This is a genomic window from Thermanaerovibrio velox DSM 12556, assembly GCF_000237825.1.
Taxonomy (GTDB): domain Bacteria; phylum Synergistota; class Synergistia; order Synergistales; family Synergistaceae; genus Thermanaerovibrio; species Thermanaerovibrio velox.
Window position 1 is genome coordinate 576,575 of the sequence record NZ_CM001377.1, and the last position, 15,880, is coordinate 592,454.

A 15,880-nucleotide genomic window follows, 5' to 3' on the forward strand; every position below is an offset into this window, starting at 1 on the left:
ACTGAAGGAGGGCAAGACACGATGCCGAAGATCCTGCTTTTCAAGGAAGAGGCCCGCAGGGCCCTTGAGCGCGGAGTTAACAAGGTGGCTGACACGGTTGGCGTGACCTTGGGCCCCAAGGGGCGCAACGTGGTTCTGGAGAAGAAGTTCGGCTCCCCCACCATAACCAACGACGGTGTGACCATCGCCAAGGAGATAGAGCTGGAGGATCCCTTTGAGAACATGGGGGCCCAGCTCCTGAAGGAGGTGGCCTCGAAGACCAACGACGTGGCCGGCGACGGTACCACCACCGCCACGGTGCTCGCCAGGGCCATGATCCGCGAGGGTCTCAAGAACGTGGCCGCCGGCGCCAACGGCATGCTGCTCCGCCGGGGCATCGAGAAGGCGGTCGACGTGGTGGTGGAGGAGCTCAAGAAGCAGGCCATCCCTGTTAAGGAGCACGCCAAGATCGCTCAGGTGGCCTCCATCTCCGCCAACGACAAGCGGATCGGCGAGCTCATCGCCGAGGCCATGGACAAGGTGACCGAGGATGGTGTCATCACCGTTGAGGACAGCCAGACCGTGGGTACCACCCTCGAGATGGTGGAGGGCCTCCAGTTCGACAAGGGCTACGTGAGCCCCTACATGATCACCAACCCGGAGAGGATGGAGGCGGTCCTTGAGGACGCTTACATCCTGGTCCACGACGGCAAGATCAGCAACGTGAAGGATCTGCTCCCGGTGCTTGAGAAGGTGGTTCAGACCGGCAAGCCCCTGCTCATCATCGCCGAGGACGTGGAGGGCGAGGCCCTCGCCACCCTGGTGGTCAACAAGCTCCGGGGCATCCTGCAGGTGGTGGCCGTCAAGGCCCCGGGCTTCGGCGAGAGGCGCAAGGCCATGCTCCAGGACATCGCGGTGGTCACCGGCGCCAAGGTGATCAGCGAGGAAGTGGGAATCAAGCTGGAGAACGCGGACATCTCCATGCTCGGTAGGGCCAAGAAGATCCGGGTGGCCAAGGAGGAGACCACCATCGTTGAGGGTGCCGGCGATCCCAAGGCCATAAAGGACAGGGCCGCCCAGATCCGCAAGGAGCTTGAGGACTCCACCTCCGAGTACGACAAGGAGAAGCTCCAGGAGCGGCTCGCCAAGCTGGTGGGCGGAGTGGCGGTCATCCAGGTCGGCGCTGCCACCGAGACGGAGCAGAAGGAGCTTAAGCACCGTATCGAGGACGCCCTCAACGCCACCCGCGCCGCGGTGGAGGAGGGTATCGTCCCCGGAGGCGGCGTGGCCCTTGTGTCCTGCGCCAACGCCCTGGACGAGTTCATCTCCAAGCTGGAGGGGGACGAGAAGACCGGCGCTTCCATCGTGCGGAAGGCCCTCACGGAGCCCCTGCACCTCATCTCCACCAACGCTGGACTCCAGGGTGACGTGGTGGTTGAGAAGGTCCGGGGTCTCAAGAAGGGTCAGGGACTGGATGCTTCCACCGGCGAGTACGTGGACATGATCGAGTCCGGCATAATCGATCCCGTGAAGGTCACCAGGAGCGCCGTCCAGAACGCCGGCTCCATCGCCGCCATGCTGCTCACCACCGAGGTCCTTGTGGCGGACAAGCCGGAGAAGAAGGACATGCCCAAGATGCCCGGCGGCATGGAGGACTACGACTAACGTACCGTCCGAAGTTACCAGGGAGGGGCTTAGGCCTCTCCCTTTTTTATGCCTTGGCCTGATTCAAAAGGTGTGGCATACTGATCCGTGTTTACTTTACCGCCCCTTGGGGTGTTTTAGTCAAGTTGAGGAAGGACGTGTTTCTCATGGACGTTAAGGACATGGTGGTGGTCCTGGACTGCGGTTCCCAGTATACCCAGTTGATCGCCCGGCGGGTGAGGGAGCTTGAGGTGTACAGCGAGATACTCCCTTGGGACGCGGAGCCCGAGGAGGTGCTGTCCAGGTCTCCAAAGGGGATCATAGTCTCCGGAGGGCCCAGGAGCTGCGTGGAGGAGGGGGCCCCTAAGCTTTCGGAGAGGCTCCTCAAGTCCGGCATCCCCATATTGGGCATATGCTACGGAATGCAGATGCTGGCCCACCAGCTGGGGGGGCGGGTCGTCAAGGCCCCAAGCGCCGAGTACGGCCGGTGCAAGGTCCAGGTTGACTCCCCCGGGGGGTTGCTCCGGGGGTTCCCCGAGGAGTTCACCGTTTGGATGAGCCATTGGGATCAGGTGGAGCAGGTTCCGCCGGGGGCTAGGGTTCTTGCCAGGAGCGAGTCCGGAGCGGTGGCGGCCTTCGAGACCGAAGGGGGCAGGATTTCCGCCCTTCAGTTCCATCCAGAGGTGGCCCACACGGAAAAAGGCACCCTGGCGCTGGCGAACTTCCTCTTCGGGGTTTGCGGCTGCGAGAGGACCTGGGTGCTCACCGATTGGGTGGATCGAATGGTGGAGAGCATCCGCACCCAAGTAGGGGATGACCGGGTGATCTGCGGCCTTTCCGGTGGCGTGGATTCCACCGTGGCGGCGGTCCTTACCTCCAAGGCCATAGGGGACAGGCTCAGCTGCATCTTCGTGGACAACGGCCTTCTCAGGAAGGACGAGGCCCGGAAGGTCATGGAGACCTACACCAAGCTGGATCTCAACGTGAAGATGGTGGACGCCTCGGACCGGTTCCTTGAGGCCCTTAAGGGGGTGGAGGAACCGGAGGCCAAGAGAAAGACCATAGGAGAGGTGTTCGTCCGGGTGTTCGAGGAGGAGTCCTCCCAGGTGGAGGGGGCTAGGTGGCTGCTTCAGGGGACCTTGTACCCCGACGTGATCGAGAGCGGGCATCAGGGCAAGGGAGCGGCGGTTATAAAGTCCCACCACAACGTCGGGGGGCTGCCGGACTTCATGAAGCTAAAGGTGTTGGAGCCCCTCAGGGACCTCTTCAAGGATGAGGTTCGACGGATAGGGGCCATTCTGGGGGTCCCCGAGGGTTTCCTCAAGCGGCATCCCTTCCCTGGCCCTGGGCTTGCGGTGAGGTGCCTTGGGGAGGTTGCCAGGGAGCGCCTCGATGTGCTGAGGGAGGCGGACCACATCCTGCAGGAGGAGATAGCCAACTTCGGCTTGTACGATTCTCTTTGGCAGTGCTTCTGCGTGCTCCTTCCCGTGAGATCCGTGGGGGTCATGGGGGACGTTAGGACCTACGCGGAGACCGCGGTCATAAGGGCCGTTGAGTCCCAGGACGGGATGACCGCGGACTGGGCGAGGCTGCCCTATGAGCTCCTCGACCGGGTCAGCCGGCGGATATGCAACCAGGTGAGGGGCATAAACCGGGTGGTCCTAGATGTGACCGGCAAGCCCCCGGCCACCATCGAGTGGGAGTAGGCTGGATATACCGTTGATAGGGGAGCTGGGATAAACAGGAGGGCCCGGTTTTAAAGGGCCCTCTTCCCCTCCCATCCCAGGTACCGCTGTATCCTAAGCTCCGACCGTTTAAGGTCCAGCAGCCGCAGGGCGTCGCTGAGGCTTCCGTCGGGGTTGACCTTGATCATGATCACCGGCCTTAACAGGTCCTCCCCTCCGGAGGACACCACCACCCCTATGGACTTGTCCGAGAGCTCCACCACCGACCCGGGGGGGTACATCCCGAAGGAGGTGAGCAGCAGGCGGCTCACCTTGGGGTCAAAGTGGGTGCCTCCGTCCACGATTATGGTGTTGACCGCGTCCCTGAACGGCACCGCCCGTTTGTAGCTCCGTTCAGATGTCATGGCGTCGAAGGCGTCCGCCACCGCCACGATGCGAGACAGCAGGGGTATGTCCTCCCCCCGCCTTGCCGTCCGGGTATCCGCTTCCGCACCACCTCTCGTGGTGGCTTCTTATTATGGCCAGTACGTCTGGATCGTCTATGCCCAGCTCTCTGGCTAGCTTCTCCCCGAGCACCGGATGGGATTTCATAACGTTGAACTCTTCGTTGGTGAGGGGCCCGGGCTTGTTCAATATCTCAAGGGGTATCCGGGCCTTGCCCAGGTCGTGCAGGAGGCCTCCAAGCACCGCGGTCTCCGCCGACTCCGGTGCCATCCGATGGGCCAGGAAGCCGGATATGGCGGCGGTGTTGAAGGAGTGCACAAAGGTGTACTCGTCCCAGCGGTGCACCTTGGCCACGGAGAAGAGGATCTTGGGCTTCGTTAATATCTGCTCCAGCAGCTCCTTGGCCACCTCGGTGATGGGGCTTAGCAGCTCCGGGGTTATGTGTTGGGTCCTTATGGAATCGAAAAGCCCCTTGATCTCGTTTATGGACTTGCTTGCCACCTCCGGGTCTATTATCACGTTGGAGTTGATCACCTGGTCTATGAACGAGTCCAGGGCGTCCTGTTCCACGTGATCATCCCTGCGGACGTGGACGTAGCCTATCCCCTCGTCCAACAGGTGTCTTATGAGCAGCAGAACGGAGTCCCCGAGCATGGCGAGCCTGGTCCCCTTGGGGATGATGACGGAACCCCTGGCGGATATGATGTCCTCCGCCACGATGCCCCCAAAGCTTATGAGGTCTTGCACCGGCACCTTAAAGACCTCGCCGTCCAGATCCGTCACCTCCCATAGTTCAATTGATAGCTTTGTTTTAATTATATCATTTTGACGGAAACATTGTGGATTTTTGTTCCTAGGGGTTTTGATGTATCATTCTCAGAGCTCCACAAGCGAAGCGGCGGAGGTGTTTTAAGTGTTGCCCATAGTTTGTGTGTGTGGACTCAAGGACAGCGGGAAGACCACCCTTTGTGTGAAGCTGCTGGAGATGTTGAGCCAAAGGGGATGCCACGTGGGTTTCATAAAGAGGACCAGCGAGGAGGTTTTGTCGCCGGTTTCCACCGATACCGGCAAGGCCCTGGGTTCGGTGGGATCTGCGGTTTTGTTGGGTCCCGACGGTGCCAGGCTTGACATGGCGGGGCAGTGGGACGTGGGGGGGCTTGCCATGCGTGTCTTCCCCACCAAGGACCTGGTGATAGTTGAGGGGGGCAAGTCCCTTAGGTTCCCCAAGGTTTGGGTTGGCAACGAGGTGTCGAAGGGGGTGGAGGGGGTCTTCTTCACCTACCGTGGAGGGGATGAGGAGCTTGAGGATCTTTGCGAGAAGCTCCTTGAAATGGCAAGAAAGGGGCATAAGAGGAGCCGGGTTTTCACCCCCGCCGGGGAGGTCCCCATGAAGGACTTCGTGGCGGACTTCGTGCGGGGCGGCCTTATGGGTATGGTGAGAGAGCTCAAGGGGGTTCGATTAAAGAGGGGATGGGTCAGGGCTTACGTGTGGTGTGAAGGGGAAGGAGAGGACTCCTAGGGGAACTTTCCGAATTTGTCAACTCTGGATCTCCCTTGTCTTGGGGTTGAGGGATGGATATAATCAACGTCGGCTTTAGTGCCCCCCTTTTGTGCGGGGGGGCAGTGTTTCTATTTCACTTTTTTGTTCGAGGAGGTCTGGTCATGGGTTACTCGTGGTTAGGAGTGGTGGGCGGAACCGGTGTTCTGGCCATCCTGTTCGCGTTGGTGGCCACGGGGCGCATCAACGCCTTCAAGGTGGACGACGAGAACGTGGTTCGCCTCTCCGGCATCATCCAGAGGGGGGCAATGGCGTTCCTCTACAGGGAGTATAAGGCGCTCATCCCCTTTGTGGCGGTGGTAGGGGCCCTTTTGGCGTACAAGATAGGGGTGCCCAGTGCGGTGTGCTTTTTGGTCGGCGCGGTGTGCAGCGCTTCCACCGGCTACGCGGGCATGAGGGTGGCCACCAAGTCCAACGGCAAGACCGCGTTTGCCGCCACCATGGGCATGAACTCCGCCCTGAGGCTGGCGTTCCAGGGCGGCAGCGTCATGGGCATGACCGTGGTGGGGGTGGGTATCATCGGCATAGTGGCCATGTACGTGCTGTTTGGTGACCCCAACGTGATAGCCAGTTTCGGGTTCGGCGCCAGCTCCATAGCCCTGTTCGCCCGGGTGGGCGGCGGAATCTACACCAAGGCGGCGGACGTGGGGGCCGACCTGGTGGGCAAGGTCGAGGCGGGCATACCGGAGGACGACCCCAGGAACCCCGCGGTCATCGCGGACAACGTGGGGGACAACGTGGGGGACATCGCCGGCATGGGGGCGGACCTGTTTGAGTCCTACGTGAACTCCATCATAGCCGCCATGTCCGTGGGCGCCCTGGTCTCCGGGACCGCCGGGGTGGCCTATCCGCTGTTCCTCGCCGCGGTTGGCATAGTGGCCTCCATACTTGGTACGTTCTTCGTGAGGGTCAAGGAGGGTGGAGATCCCCAGCTCGCCCTTAGGATGGGCCTCGTCTCCACCGGTGTCTTTATGGTCCTGGGCACCTTCTTCGTAACCCGTTGGATATTCCAGGACCTCACCCTCTTCTGGGCGGTGGTGGCCGGTGTGGCCGCCGGCGTGGCCATCGGTTACGTGACCGAGATATACACCTCCGCCAACTACAAGCCGGTCAAGGAGATAGCCGAGGCATCCAACACCGGTTACGCCACCAACATCCTGGCTGGCCTCGGGGTGGGCATGAAGTCCACCGGTTGGCCGGTCATCCTCATCTGCGTCGCCACCCTTGTGGGTGTCAAGTTCGGCGGTCTCTACGGCATAGCCTGCTCCGCGGTGGGCATGCTCGCCATAACCGGCATGGCCCTGTCCGTGGACGCCTACGGTCCCATCGCGGACAACGCGGGTGGGATCGCCGAGATGAGCGGGCTCCCCAAGGAGGTAAGGAACATCACCGACAGGCTGGATGCGGTGGGCAACACCACCGCCGCCATAGGCAAGGGGCTCGCCATCGGCTCAGCCGCCCTCACCGCCCTTGCCCTTTTCGTGGCTTATGGTCAGGCGGTTAAGCTTTCCGTCATAGACCTCAAGGACCCCAAGGTCATGGTGGGGCTCTTCATGGGTGGTCTCCTGCCCTTCATCTTCAGTGCCCTCTCCATCCAGGCGGTGGGCCGGGCGGCTCAGCGGATGATAGACGAGGTGCGCCGCCAGTTCAGGGAGATCCCCGGGATAATGCAGGGCACCGCGGAGCCCCAGTACGAGAGGTGCGTGGACATCTCCACCGCCGCGGCCCTTAGGGAGATGGTGGTGCCCGGGCTTATGGCGGTGGTGGTGCCGGTGCTGGTGGGCTACTTCCTGGGGGTCCAGGCCCTTGGCGGGCTTCTTGGGGGATCCATCGTCACCGGTGTCATGATGGCCATCTTCATGTCCAACGCCGGCGGCGCCTGGGATAACGCCAAGAAGTACATCGAAGAGGGGCACCACGGCGGCAAGGGTACCCCTGCCCATTCCGCAGCGGTGGTGGGGGACACCGTGGGAGACCCGTTCAAGGATACCGCCGGTCCAAGCCTCAACATCTTGATCAAGCTCATGTCCGTGGTGGCCCTGGTCTTAGCTCCTCTTTTCATGTAAGCTTGACCTGTTGAGCTAGGAGGAAGACGCGCCCCCTGGGGTCTCCCCAGGGGGCTTTTGGGCCCTCCAGGGCTTTTTTTAGTCCAAAGATCCGCAGGGGCGGCTCCCACCTCCCTGCGGATCCTTGGTTTGTCGGGGGTGTAGGACTTGAACGACCACGTGCGCCTCATAAAGGAAAGGTTGGACATAGTGGACGTGGTGTCCTCCTACCTGCCCCTGCGCAAGAGGGGCAGGAACTACGTGGCACTGTGCCCCTTCCACTCCGAGAAGACCCCATCGTTTACGGTTTCCCAGGAGCGCCAGACCTATCACTGTTTTGGATGCGGCAAGGGTGGGGATGTCTTTTCCTTTGTCATGGCCATTGAGAACCTGTCCTTTCCGGAGGCGCTGGAGAAGCTGGCCCAGATGGCAGGGGTTGAGATAGACAGGCGAGGTTCCTCCCGGCTCCCCATCTTGGAGGAGGCGCTGCGGTTCTTCCGGGATAGGCTGGACTCCCAGGAGGGGGCGGTGGCTCAAGGGTACCTCGGCAGAAGGGGGCTTGACCGCCGGGGGATTGAACTCTTTGAAATCGGCTGGGGGCCCATGTCATGGGGGGCCTTGAGGGATCACTTGATTTCCAGGGGCTTCAGCGTGAAGGACGCGATCCAGGCGGGCCTCCTGGTGGAAGGCCAGCGGGGCCCCTATGATAGGTTCAGGGGAAGGGTTATATTCCCCTTGAGGAACGAGACCGGACGACTAGTTGGATTTGGGGGCCGGTTGGTGGATGGGGAGGGGGCCAAATACGTCAACAGCCCCGAGGGGCCCCTGTTCGAGAAGAGGAAGTTCCTGTATCTTTTGAACATGGCCAAGCAGGCCATAAGGGAGAGGGGAAGGGTGATACTTGTGGAGGGCTATATGGATGCCATCCGCTGTCACCTGAAGGGCTTCAACGAGACCGTGGCTTGTCTTGGCACGTCCCTTACGGAAGAGCAGTGTGCCGTGATAGCCCGTCATTCGGATCGCTGCGCCGTTTGCTTCGACTCGGACCTGGCGGGCCAGGAGGCGGCGATCCGCGGCATGTATATGTTGCACCGCATGGGCGTTGAGGTTGTGGTGGTACAGATCCCCTCCGGGAAGGACCCGGACGAGCTCCTGTCCGCCCCTGACGGGGTGGAGATGTTTAAGCGGGCCCTTGACGCCGCCTTGCCGCTGCCGGTCTTTCACGCGGTATCCAGGGTGAGGGGCGGGGCTTCCGGGGTGGGGCTCAAGGGGCAGCGGGAGCTGCTGGAGGGCCTTGCTGGCCTGTCGCCCCTGTATCTCAGGGAGCACATACCGAGGGTGGCGGAGGTGCTTGGAGTTTTGCCCCACCAGTTGGAAACGGATCTTGAACGAATGGGTTGGGGCAGGGCCCGGGAGTCCGTGAGGCCCGTGGGGCTGGGGGATGGGTTTTCCGGCCCCAGTGGTAAGGCCGCCGTTGCCGGTGCGGGTGAGGCTTTGCTTGAGGATGACAAGGATGACCTTTGGGAGTGGGGCCTGTGTGCCGCCCTTTGGTATCGCCGGGAGCTCCGGGTGACGCTGCCCCCGGAGAGGGTGATACCGCTGCTAAGGAGGGACGAGGCAAGGACCTTGGTTTTTGCGCTCCTCTGTGGGGAGGATCCCATGGAGATGGAGACCCGGTGGGCAGTGATGGGCGATAGGGTTTACCCTGCCATAATAGCCAAGGGGGGAGCGTTTCTGGATCAGCTTATGGTGGATGACCCGGTGGGGGAGATCCTGGCGGGGCTTGAGAGGAACAGCCAGATGAGACGTTACAGGCATCTTAAGGAACGCATGGCCAGGGGAGAGTCGTTGGGAAAGCAGGAGCTGGAGGAGTTCTTCAACCTGGCAAGGAAGATAAAGGGAAGGGGGTAGGGGCGTCCGACATGGTGGAGAAGCTCGATGGTAACGGGGACGTCAGGGATGATGGTGAGGTCATGGTGACCGAGGATTCCGCTGCCTCGGAGAACATGATGGATTACATAGAGAACGTGAGGGATCTTCTTCACGACGCCAGGGAGAAGGGTTCGGTCACCTACGATGACATAGAGAGGCATCTGCCCAAGGAGCTGCTGTCGGCGGACGTGTTGGACAACCTATACTTTACCCTCATGGAGCTCGGCATAGACGTGGTGGATGAGAGCAAGTCCAGGGGGCAGGAGGGGTTATCCGAGGACGTGCTGCCCCAGATGACGTTGGCCTCCGATGACCTGGGGGATCTTGAGGATCTGCCCCTGTCGGATCCGGTGAGGATGTACCTTCGGGAGATAGGTAGGATACCCCTGCTCTCCCCGGAGGAAGAGGTGGAGCTTGCCAAGGGTGTCGAGGCGGGGGACGAGGAGGCCAAGAGCAAGCTGGTGGAGGCGAACCTGAGGCTGGTGGTCAGCATAGCCAAGAAGTACATAGGCCGGGGCATGCTCTTCTTGGACCTGATCCAGGAGGGTAACATGGGGCTGATCCGGGCGGTGGAGAAGTTCGACTACCGGAAGGGATATAAGTTCAGCACCTATGCCACCTGGTGGATAAGGCAGGCCATAACCAGGGCGATAGCGGATCAGGCCCGCACCATAAGGATACCGGTGCACATGGTGGAGACCATCAACAAGCTCATAAGGGTATCCCGTTCCCTGGTCATGCGGCTCGGTCGGGAGCCGTCGGTGGAGGAGATAGCCGCGGAGATGGGGGTTACCGCCGACCGGGTGGAGGAGATCCAGAAGATAGCCCAGGAGCCGGTGTCGTTGGAGACCCCGATAGGTGAGGAGGAGGACAGCCAGCTGGGGGACTTCCTGGAGGACAAGGACCTTCCAAGCCCCGATGAGGCGGCGGCGAACCAGATACTGCGGGAGCAGTTGGAGGAGATGCTGGAGGACCTCACGGATCGTGAGAGGGAGGTCTTGAGGCTTAGGTTCGGGCTTGAGGACGGCCATTCCCATACCCTTGAGGAGGTGGGGAAGCGTTTTGGGGTCACCAGGGAGAGGATAAGACAGATAGAGGCCAAGGCGTTGAGGAAGCTGAGGCATCCCAGCAGGAGCAAGCGGCTCAGGGACTTCCTGGACTGATGGGATAGCTCCGGGGTGCTCCGGCTAAAGGCAGCCTTCGAGAGGAGGGATCCCCATGACGGAGATAGTGCTGAAGATCCTTGAGGACTTCGATGGGGAGGACCGGGTGCTTTCCCTTTACATGTCCTTCCAGGGGATGAGTGCCAAGCAGGCCTCCATAGAGCTCAAAAACCGGTCTCGTGGTGTGGACCGGGAGTTTCAGCAGGGCCTTTCGATGGGTCTGGATGAGCTCTGTGACAGGTTTGGGGCCTTTAAGGACCTAAGGGCCCCCAGGGGGGTGGCCCTATTCGCCGCCCCGGGAGGCCGTTTCTCGGTCCTGGAGCTCCCCAACCCCGTCCAGGGGGAGTACGTCATGGACGCCCCGGCGGTCCTGCCCGCACTAAAGGTCCTCTCACCTTTGCGGGATGTCTGGCTTGTGCTGCTTCGCAGGGGGGATGCGAGGATATTCCGTTTCGGGAATCGGCTTTCCGAGGTCGATAGGCTCTCGGAGGAGCTAATAAGGCCCGTGAAGGACGCGGGCTTCCGGGGCGGTGAGGAACGCCGGATAGAGCGCCGGTCTGAGACGTCGCTTGGGAGGTTCCTCAAGGACCTCAAGTGGCGGATAAAGGAGCTGGACATGGAGTTCCCCTGTCGAGAGGTTTGGCTGGCCGCTTCTGAGGAGCTACTGCATGAGGCCTTGGGTACCCTCCGGGAGATGGGGCTCCCGGTTCATCCCATGAAGCCCAAGGGGGACGATGACCCTCACCGCTTGGAAGAGGACCTGCGGGAGGCCATGGAGAAGCGGTTCTTCCAGGAGTCCGAGGAGCTGGTGGAGAGGATCCTGGAGGGGCCAAGCCGTTCCGCCCTGGGGCTTAGACAGGTCATAGATGGTGTGAACCGCAGGGACCTGATGAAGCTGGTGATAGAGGACCTGGAGGGCATAAGGGGGGTTAGGTGCGGTTCCTGCGGAGCCCTGGGGATCGACGAGGTTCAATGTCCCTTGTGCGGTGGTGCCATGGGGGAGGAGGAGGACCTCCTGGAAGCGCTGTCCAGAAGGGCACTTCGGGGTGGAGCCCGCGTGGTGGTGCTTGGAAGGCCCTCGGCCCTGAGGGAACACGAGGGCATAGGGGGGCTGCTCAGAAACCCCCGTTGAGGGTTGAGTAAAGTTTGTAAAGTTGTAAAGCCTCCGCGGATTTGATATACTCCACCGGAGATTGTTAGCGGAGGTACAAGCCTTGCGGGTTGATAAGTTCCTGAAGCTTTCCAGGATAGTGAAGAGAAGGACCGTGGCTCAGGAGATGGCGGAGGCCGGTGCCGTCAGGGTTTCCGGGAGGGTTGCCAAGCCCTCCACCGAGGTGAAGGACGGTGACCTTTTAGAGGTGGATTTCCCCTCCCGTTTCCTGAAGGTTCGGGTGTTGACCGCCGACGAAGCCCAGCTCAAGAGGAAGGCGACCCCTTTTGAGGTCTTGGAGGACAGGAAGGTTGCCAGGGATGATCCCTGGTGACCTTCCTTTTAGATGTCCGTAAAAACAAATGCGTGGAGGTGTTTTTAATTGAAGAAGATAATCAACACTGACAAGGCTCCCGGTGCCATAGGTCCTTACAGCCAGGGGGTATGCGCTGGCCCGTTCTTCTTCTTCTCCGGCCAGATACCTTTGGATCCCGCCACCGGTCAGATGGTGGGTTCTGATGCGGCTTCCCAGGCGGAGCGGGTGCTTGAGAACGTGAAGGCCCTCTTGGAGTCCCAGGGGCTCAGCTTCAAGGACGTGGTGAAGACCACGGTTTTCATCACCGACATGGCCAATTTTGCGGCGGTTAACGAGGTCTACTCCCGTTACTTCACCGAGGACTACCCCGCCAGGTCCTGCGTGGCGGTGGCGGCCCTTCCCAAGGGTGCGCTGGTGGAGATCGAGGTGGTGGCCTACAAGGGCTAGGTTGATCGGCCTATGAGGGTTGCGGAGCCTACCGTAGAAAGGCTTGTCCAGTACTACCGTCTCCTTGGGCAGCTCCGGGAGGAGGGGAGGCTGGTGGTCTCATCCCAGCAGATGGGGGAGATGTTGGGCATAAAGGCCAGCCAGGTTAGGAAGGACCTGTCCTACTTCGGAGAGATAGGCAAGCGGGGGGTCGGTTACCACGTGGATCGCCTTTATGACCACGTGAGCAGCATCCTCTCTTCCCCGGGGGTGTGGCGGCTCGGGCTTGTGGGGGTTGGGCACCTGGGCTACGCCCTCCTCGGGCATTCCGCCTTTAGGAGCGATAAGTTCAGGATAGAGGCCCTTTTTGACGTGGACCCGTCAAAGGTTGGACAGGTGATAAACGGTGTCGAGTGTTATCACCTTGACCAGATGCCCCAGGTGGCTCGGGAGAAGGGTATCGAGGTCCTCATTCTGACGGTGCCCGGTTCCTCCGCCCAGGCCTGCGTTGACATGGCGGTGAAGAGCGGCGTCATAAGGGGAATCCTCTCCTTTGCTCCCACCCCGTTGGTGGCCCAGGATGACATCTTGGTCTACCGGGTGGACATATCGGTGGAGCTGGAGAAGCTGCTGTTCTTCCTCAAGGGCGGGGCTGGTGTTTGAGCCCGCCCCCGGTCGTGGTAAAATCTTTCGCGTGCGCTCCAGCGCGGGGCGCACGCAAAATTTTTTGACTTTGGGAGGGGTATCCTTTGGGCAACCAGCAGCAGGGTCTTTTGGGTATGTTGATGCCTTTGGCGCTATTCGTGGTGATATTTTATTTCCTCATCATCCGTCCTCAGAAGAAGAAGCAGAAGGCCCACGAGGAGATGCTGGCCTCCATCAGCAGGGGCGATAAGGTGGTGACCGCCGGCGGTTTCTTCGGCACCGTAAGGGACATCCTGGACGACAGCTTCATAATAGAGGTGGCCGACGGGGTCAAGATGAGGATCCTCAAGGGCTCCATATCCTACAAGAGGACCTCCGAGGGGGATAAGCCGAAGAAGCAGGACTCCGCCCCCCAAGTGGATCAGAAGGACAAGGACTGATCCCTGGCCTTTCGGAGGCAATGGATCGAGAGCTTAAGGAGGACGAGGTAATATGAAGAATAGGGACTTCTGGCGGCTGGGGCTGGTGGCGTTGGTGGCCGTTGTGGCCGCGCTGGTGGCCTTTCCGCTGGATGGAAGGATACGGCTGGGGCTGGACCTTAAAGGGGGGTCCCAGATACTGCTCAGGGCAAAGGGTACGCCGGACAACCCCCTTACGGAGGACGGGGTCCAGCGGCTTCTGGCGGTTCTAAGGAACCGGATAGACCAGTACGGGGTGGTGGAACCGCAGATACAGCGGCAGGGTAGCGACAGGATACTGATCCTGCTGCCCGGCGTTGAGGATCCGGAGGCGGCGTTAGACCTGATAGGCAAGACCGCCCTCCTGGAGTTCCGACCGGTGCTTGGGGCGTCCGGAGAGCTCCCCCCTGGGCCAGAGCGCAAGAACTACGAGAGCGATGAGGCCTACAACGCCGCCAAGGCCAGATGGGAGGCCATAAAGGCCCAGGCGGACAAGGCCGCGGAGGAGCTTGAGAAGTCCGCTCCGGAGGGAAGTTTGGTGGCTAGGGGCGAGGACGGCAGGGTATACCTTTTGGGCAAGCCCTACCTCACAGGCAAGGAGCTAAAGGACTCCAGGACCAACTTCGACCAGTTCGGAAGGCCCGTGGTGTCGCTCAAGTTCAACGACCAGGGGACCAAGCTCTTCGATGAGGCCACCGCCCAGAACGTGGGTAAGCAGATAGCCATAGTGCTGGATGGTGTGGTGGTGTCCGCCCCGGTGGTCCAGGAGCGCATTCGTGGTGGGGAGGCCCAGATATCCGGTCGTTTCACCGAGGCGGAGGCCAAGAGGCTGGCCATCATGCTCAGGGCTGGTGCCCTCCCCGTGGGGGTTGAGGTGATGGAGAACCGCTCGGTGGGCCCAACCCTTGGAGCTGACTCCATAAGGCAGGGTATAAGGGCGGGTCTCATAGGGGCCGCTCTGGTGGGGGCCTTCATGCTTGTCTACTACGGTCTTATGGGGCTGGCCGCCAATGTGGCCCTTGGGGTCGCCATAACCATGCTGCTCGCCGCCATGGTGCTTCTCAAGTCCACCCTGACACTTCCCGGAATCGGGGGTATCATCCTCACCATAGGCATGGCGGTGGATGGTAACATCCTGATATACGAGAGGATAAAGGAGGAACAGCGCTCAGGTAAGACCATGATGGCCTCCCTGGACGCGGGGTTCCGCAAGGCCCTCACGGTCATCCTTGACTCCAACATAACCACCCTGATAGCGGCGGCGGTGCTTTTCTACTTCGGCACCGGTCCCATAAGAGGGTTCGCGGTAACCCTAAGCATCGGTGTTGTGACGTCGGTGTTCTGCAACGTGGTGGTCACCAAGGCTATCCTGCAGTTCATGATGGGCCGGCGAAGGGCCGCCGCTTAGGGGAACGGAGGTTTCTTCCATGACTATCAAGACGCACGATCTGAAGATACCCTTCATGAACTTTAGGCGAATTGCCCTTGGGATCAGCCTTGCGGCGGTTCTTATCAGCCTGTTCCTGGTGGTAACCAAGGGGCTTAACCTGGGAGTGGACTACACCGGCGGTGTGCTGATGCAGGTGGAGACCCCTAAGCCCGCGGAGGTGGGGGAGATAAGGGCAGCGGTGTCTTCCAAGGTGAGCGGGGAACCCGTAATCCAAGCCTTTGGCCCCAGGGACTTCCTGATCCGTCTTAAGAGCGTGTCCGATTCGGAGCGCCGGGCAGCCCTGGATGTGATGAGGGATAGGTTCGGGGAGGTAAAGGTCCTGAAGCTGGAGACCGTGGGCCCCGTGGTGGGTTCGGAGCTCAAGGGACAGGCCATTATAGCCCTGACGCTGGCCCTAGGTGGAATACTGCTTTACATGGCGTTCCGCTTCAAGTTTCGCTTTGGGGTTGCGGCGGTGCTCTCGTTGGTGCACGACGCGGCCATAATGCTTGGGGTTTACAGCCTGACCGGCAGGGAGGTTTCGGTGTCCTTCATAGCCGCGGTGCTCACCGTGGTGGGTTACTCCCTTAACGACTCCATAGTGGTGCTCGATCGGGTCAGGGAGAACTGGAGGGATGTGCCCCGCAAGGGGGTCCTTCAGGTCATAGATGACTCCATAAACCAGACCCTGTCGCGTACGATAAACACGTCGTTGACCACCCTCCTGCCGGTGCTCGCCATGTTCTTCCTAGGGGGGGACGTGATATCCAATTTCGCCTTCGCCTTCCTGGTGGGCATAGGTGTGGGGACCTACAGCTCCATTTACATAGCCGGAGCCATACTGGCGGAGTGGTATCTCAAGTCCCCCCTCAAGGACTAAGCGGCGCGTTCATATCAAGCCCTTATCGGGGTCCGGAACCCTCTTGGGTTCTCCGGGCCCTTTCTTTTTGGGGTTTTGAATGTTTCCTTGCCCCTGAAGTTGGTTTATCATAGGGATCCAAGGGAT

At 60.8% G+C, this 15,880-nt stretch carries 15 protein-coding genes; 13 read left to right on the plus strand and 2 right to left on the minus strand.

What is annotated here, in order from left to right; all coding sequences use genetic code 11:
* Positions 1 to 21: 21 nt before the first annotated feature.
* Both groL and guaA read left to right on the plus strand, forming a co-directional pair.
* On the plus strand, positions 22 to 1,644 hold the full coding sequence (gene groL, locus THEVEDRAFT_RS02675) for a chaperonin GroEL (protein ID WP_006583189.1): 1,623 nt from the start codon (positions 22 to 24) through the stop codon (positions 1,642 to 1,644).
* Positions 1,645 to 1,790: 146 nt separating this feature from the next.
* Positions 1,791 to 3,329: a glutamine-hydrolyzing GMP synthase gene (gene guaA / locus THEVEDRAFT_RS02680; RefSeq protein ID WP_006583190.1), complete on the plus strand. Its 1,539-nt coding sequence runs from the start codon at positions 1,791 to 1,793 to the stop codon at positions 3,327 to 3,329.
* A gap of 50 nt (positions 3,330 to 3,379) precedes the next feature.
* Here the strand turns inward: guaA and THEVEDRAFT_RS09805 are convergent, their stop codons facing one another.
* Entirely contained in the window at positions 3,380 to 3,739 is a 360-nt protein-coding gene (locus THEVEDRAFT_RS09805; RefSeq protein WP_245522708.1) for an HD-GYP domain-containing protein, read from the minus strand.
* Positions 3,702 to 4,535, minus strand: coding sequence for an HD-GYP domain-containing protein (locus tag THEVEDRAFT_RS02685; protein ID WP_245522709.1), 834 nt, complete (start codon positions 4,533 to 4,535; stop codon positions 3,702 to 3,704). The genes THEVEDRAFT_RS09805 and THEVEDRAFT_RS02685 overlap by 38 nt, the downstream gene beginning before the upstream one ends.
* Positions 4,536 to 4,665: 130 nt before the next feature.
* Between THEVEDRAFT_RS02685 and THEVEDRAFT_RS02690 the strand changes: the two genes are divergently transcribed.
* The 11 genes from THEVEDRAFT_RS02690 (at position 4,666) to secF (ending at position 15,754) form a co-directional block, all read left to right on the plus strand.
* Positions 4,666 to 5,271 (plus strand): molybdopterin-guanine dinucleotide biosynthesis protein MobB, encoded by a 606-nt coding sequence (locus tag THEVEDRAFT_RS02690; protein ID WP_006583192.1) that lies wholly within the window; start codon positions 4,666 to 4,668, stop codon positions 5,269 to 5,271.
* Between the two features lie 143 nt (positions 5,272 to 5,414).
* Entirely contained in the window at positions 5,415 to 7,376 is a 1,962-nt protein-coding gene (locus THEVEDRAFT_RS02695; RefSeq protein WP_006583193.1) for a sodium-translocating pyrophosphatase, read from the plus strand.
* A gap of 147 nt (positions 7,377 to 7,523) precedes the next feature.
* A complete protein-coding gene (dnaG, locus tag THEVEDRAFT_RS02700; protein ID WP_006583194.1) occupies positions 7,524 to 9,266 on the plus strand; it encodes a DNA primase in 1,743 nt (580 codons plus the stop codon).
* 11 nt (positions 9,267 to 9,277) lie between these two features.
* A complete protein-coding gene (gene rpoD, locus THEVEDRAFT_RS02705; RefSeq protein WP_006583195.1) occupies positions 9,278 to 10,450 on the plus strand; it encodes an RNA polymerase sigma factor RpoD in 1,173 nt (390 codons plus the stop codon).
* A gap of 55 nt (positions 10,451 to 10,505) precedes the next feature.
* Entirely contained in the window at positions 10,506 to 11,582 is a 1,077-nt protein-coding gene (locus tag THEVEDRAFT_RS02710) for a hypothetical protein (RefSeq protein WP_006583196.1), read from the plus strand.
* Between the two features lie 82 nt (positions 11,583 to 11,664).
* On the plus strand, positions 11,665 to 11,934 hold the full coding sequence (locus THEVEDRAFT_RS02715) for a S4 domain-containing protein (RefSeq protein WP_006583197.1): 270 nt from the start codon (positions 11,665 to 11,667) through the stop codon (positions 11,932 to 11,934).
* A 48-nt stretch (positions 11,935 to 11,982) separates the two neighbouring features.
* On the plus strand, positions 11,983 to 12,363 hold the full coding sequence (locus THEVEDRAFT_RS02720; RefSeq protein WP_006583198.1) for a RidA family protein: 381 nt from the start codon (positions 11,983 to 11,985) through the stop codon (positions 12,361 to 12,363).
* Positions 12,364 to 12,375: 12 nt separating this feature from the next.
* Positions 12,376 to 13,005, plus strand: a complete 630-nt coding sequence (locus THEVEDRAFT_RS02725) for a redox-sensing transcriptional repressor Rex (protein WP_006583199.1) — start codon at positions 12,376 to 12,378, stop codon at positions 13,003 to 13,005.
* 86 nt (positions 13,006 to 13,091) lie between these two features.
* On the plus strand, positions 13,092 to 13,427 hold the full coding sequence (gene yajC, locus THEVEDRAFT_RS02730; protein ID WP_006583200.1) for a preprotein translocase subunit YajC: 336 nt from the start codon (positions 13,092 to 13,094) through the stop codon (positions 13,425 to 13,427).
* Between the two features lie 52 nt (positions 13,428 to 13,479).
* A complete protein-coding gene (gene secD / locus THEVEDRAFT_RS02735) occupies positions 13,480 to 14,853 on the plus strand; it encodes a protein translocase subunit SecD (protein WP_006583201.1) in 1,374 nt (457 codons plus the stop codon).
* Positions 14,854 to 14,872: 19 nt separating this feature from the next.
* Positions 14,873 to 15,754, plus strand: a complete 882-nt coding sequence (gene secF / locus THEVEDRAFT_RS02740; protein ID WP_006583202.1) for a protein translocase subunit SecF — start codon at positions 14,873 to 14,875, stop codon at positions 15,752 to 15,754.
* The last annotated feature ends 126 nt before the right edge of the window (positions 15,755 to 15,880 follow it).

Bases quoted from the DNA above. Each gene is read 5' to 3' on its own strand.
- groL (WP_006583189.1), top strand. From the start codon at position 22: ATGCCGAAGATCCTGCTTTTCAAGGAAGAGGCCCGCAGGGCCCTTGAG.
- guaA (WP_006583190.1), top strand. From the start codon at position 1,791: ATGGACGTTAAGGACATGGTGGTGGTCCTGGACTGCGGTTCCCAGTAT.
- THEVEDRAFT_RS02695 (WP_006583193.1), top strand. From the start codon at position 5,415: ATGGGTTACTCGTGGTTAGGAGTGGTGGGCGGAACCGGTGTTCTGGCC.
- rpoD (WP_006583195.1), top strand. From the start codon at position 9,278: ATGGTGGAGAAGCTCGATGGTAACGGGGACGTCAGGGATGATGGTGAG.
- THEVEDRAFT_RS02710 (WP_006583196.1), top strand. From the start codon at position 10,506: ATGACGGAGATAGTGCTGAAGATCCTTGAGGACTTCGATGGGGAGGAC.
- THEVEDRAFT_RS02725 (WP_006583199.1), top strand. From the start codon at position 12,376: ATGAGGGTTGCGGAGCCTACCGTAGAAAGGCTTGTCCAGTACTACCGT.
- secD (WP_006583201.1), top strand. From the start codon at position 13,480: ATGAAGAATAGGGACTTCTGGCGGCTGGGGCTGGTGGCGTTGGTGGCC.
- secF (WP_006583202.1), top strand. From the start codon at position 14,873: ATGACTATCAAGACGCACGATCTGAAGATACCCTTCATGAACTTTAGG.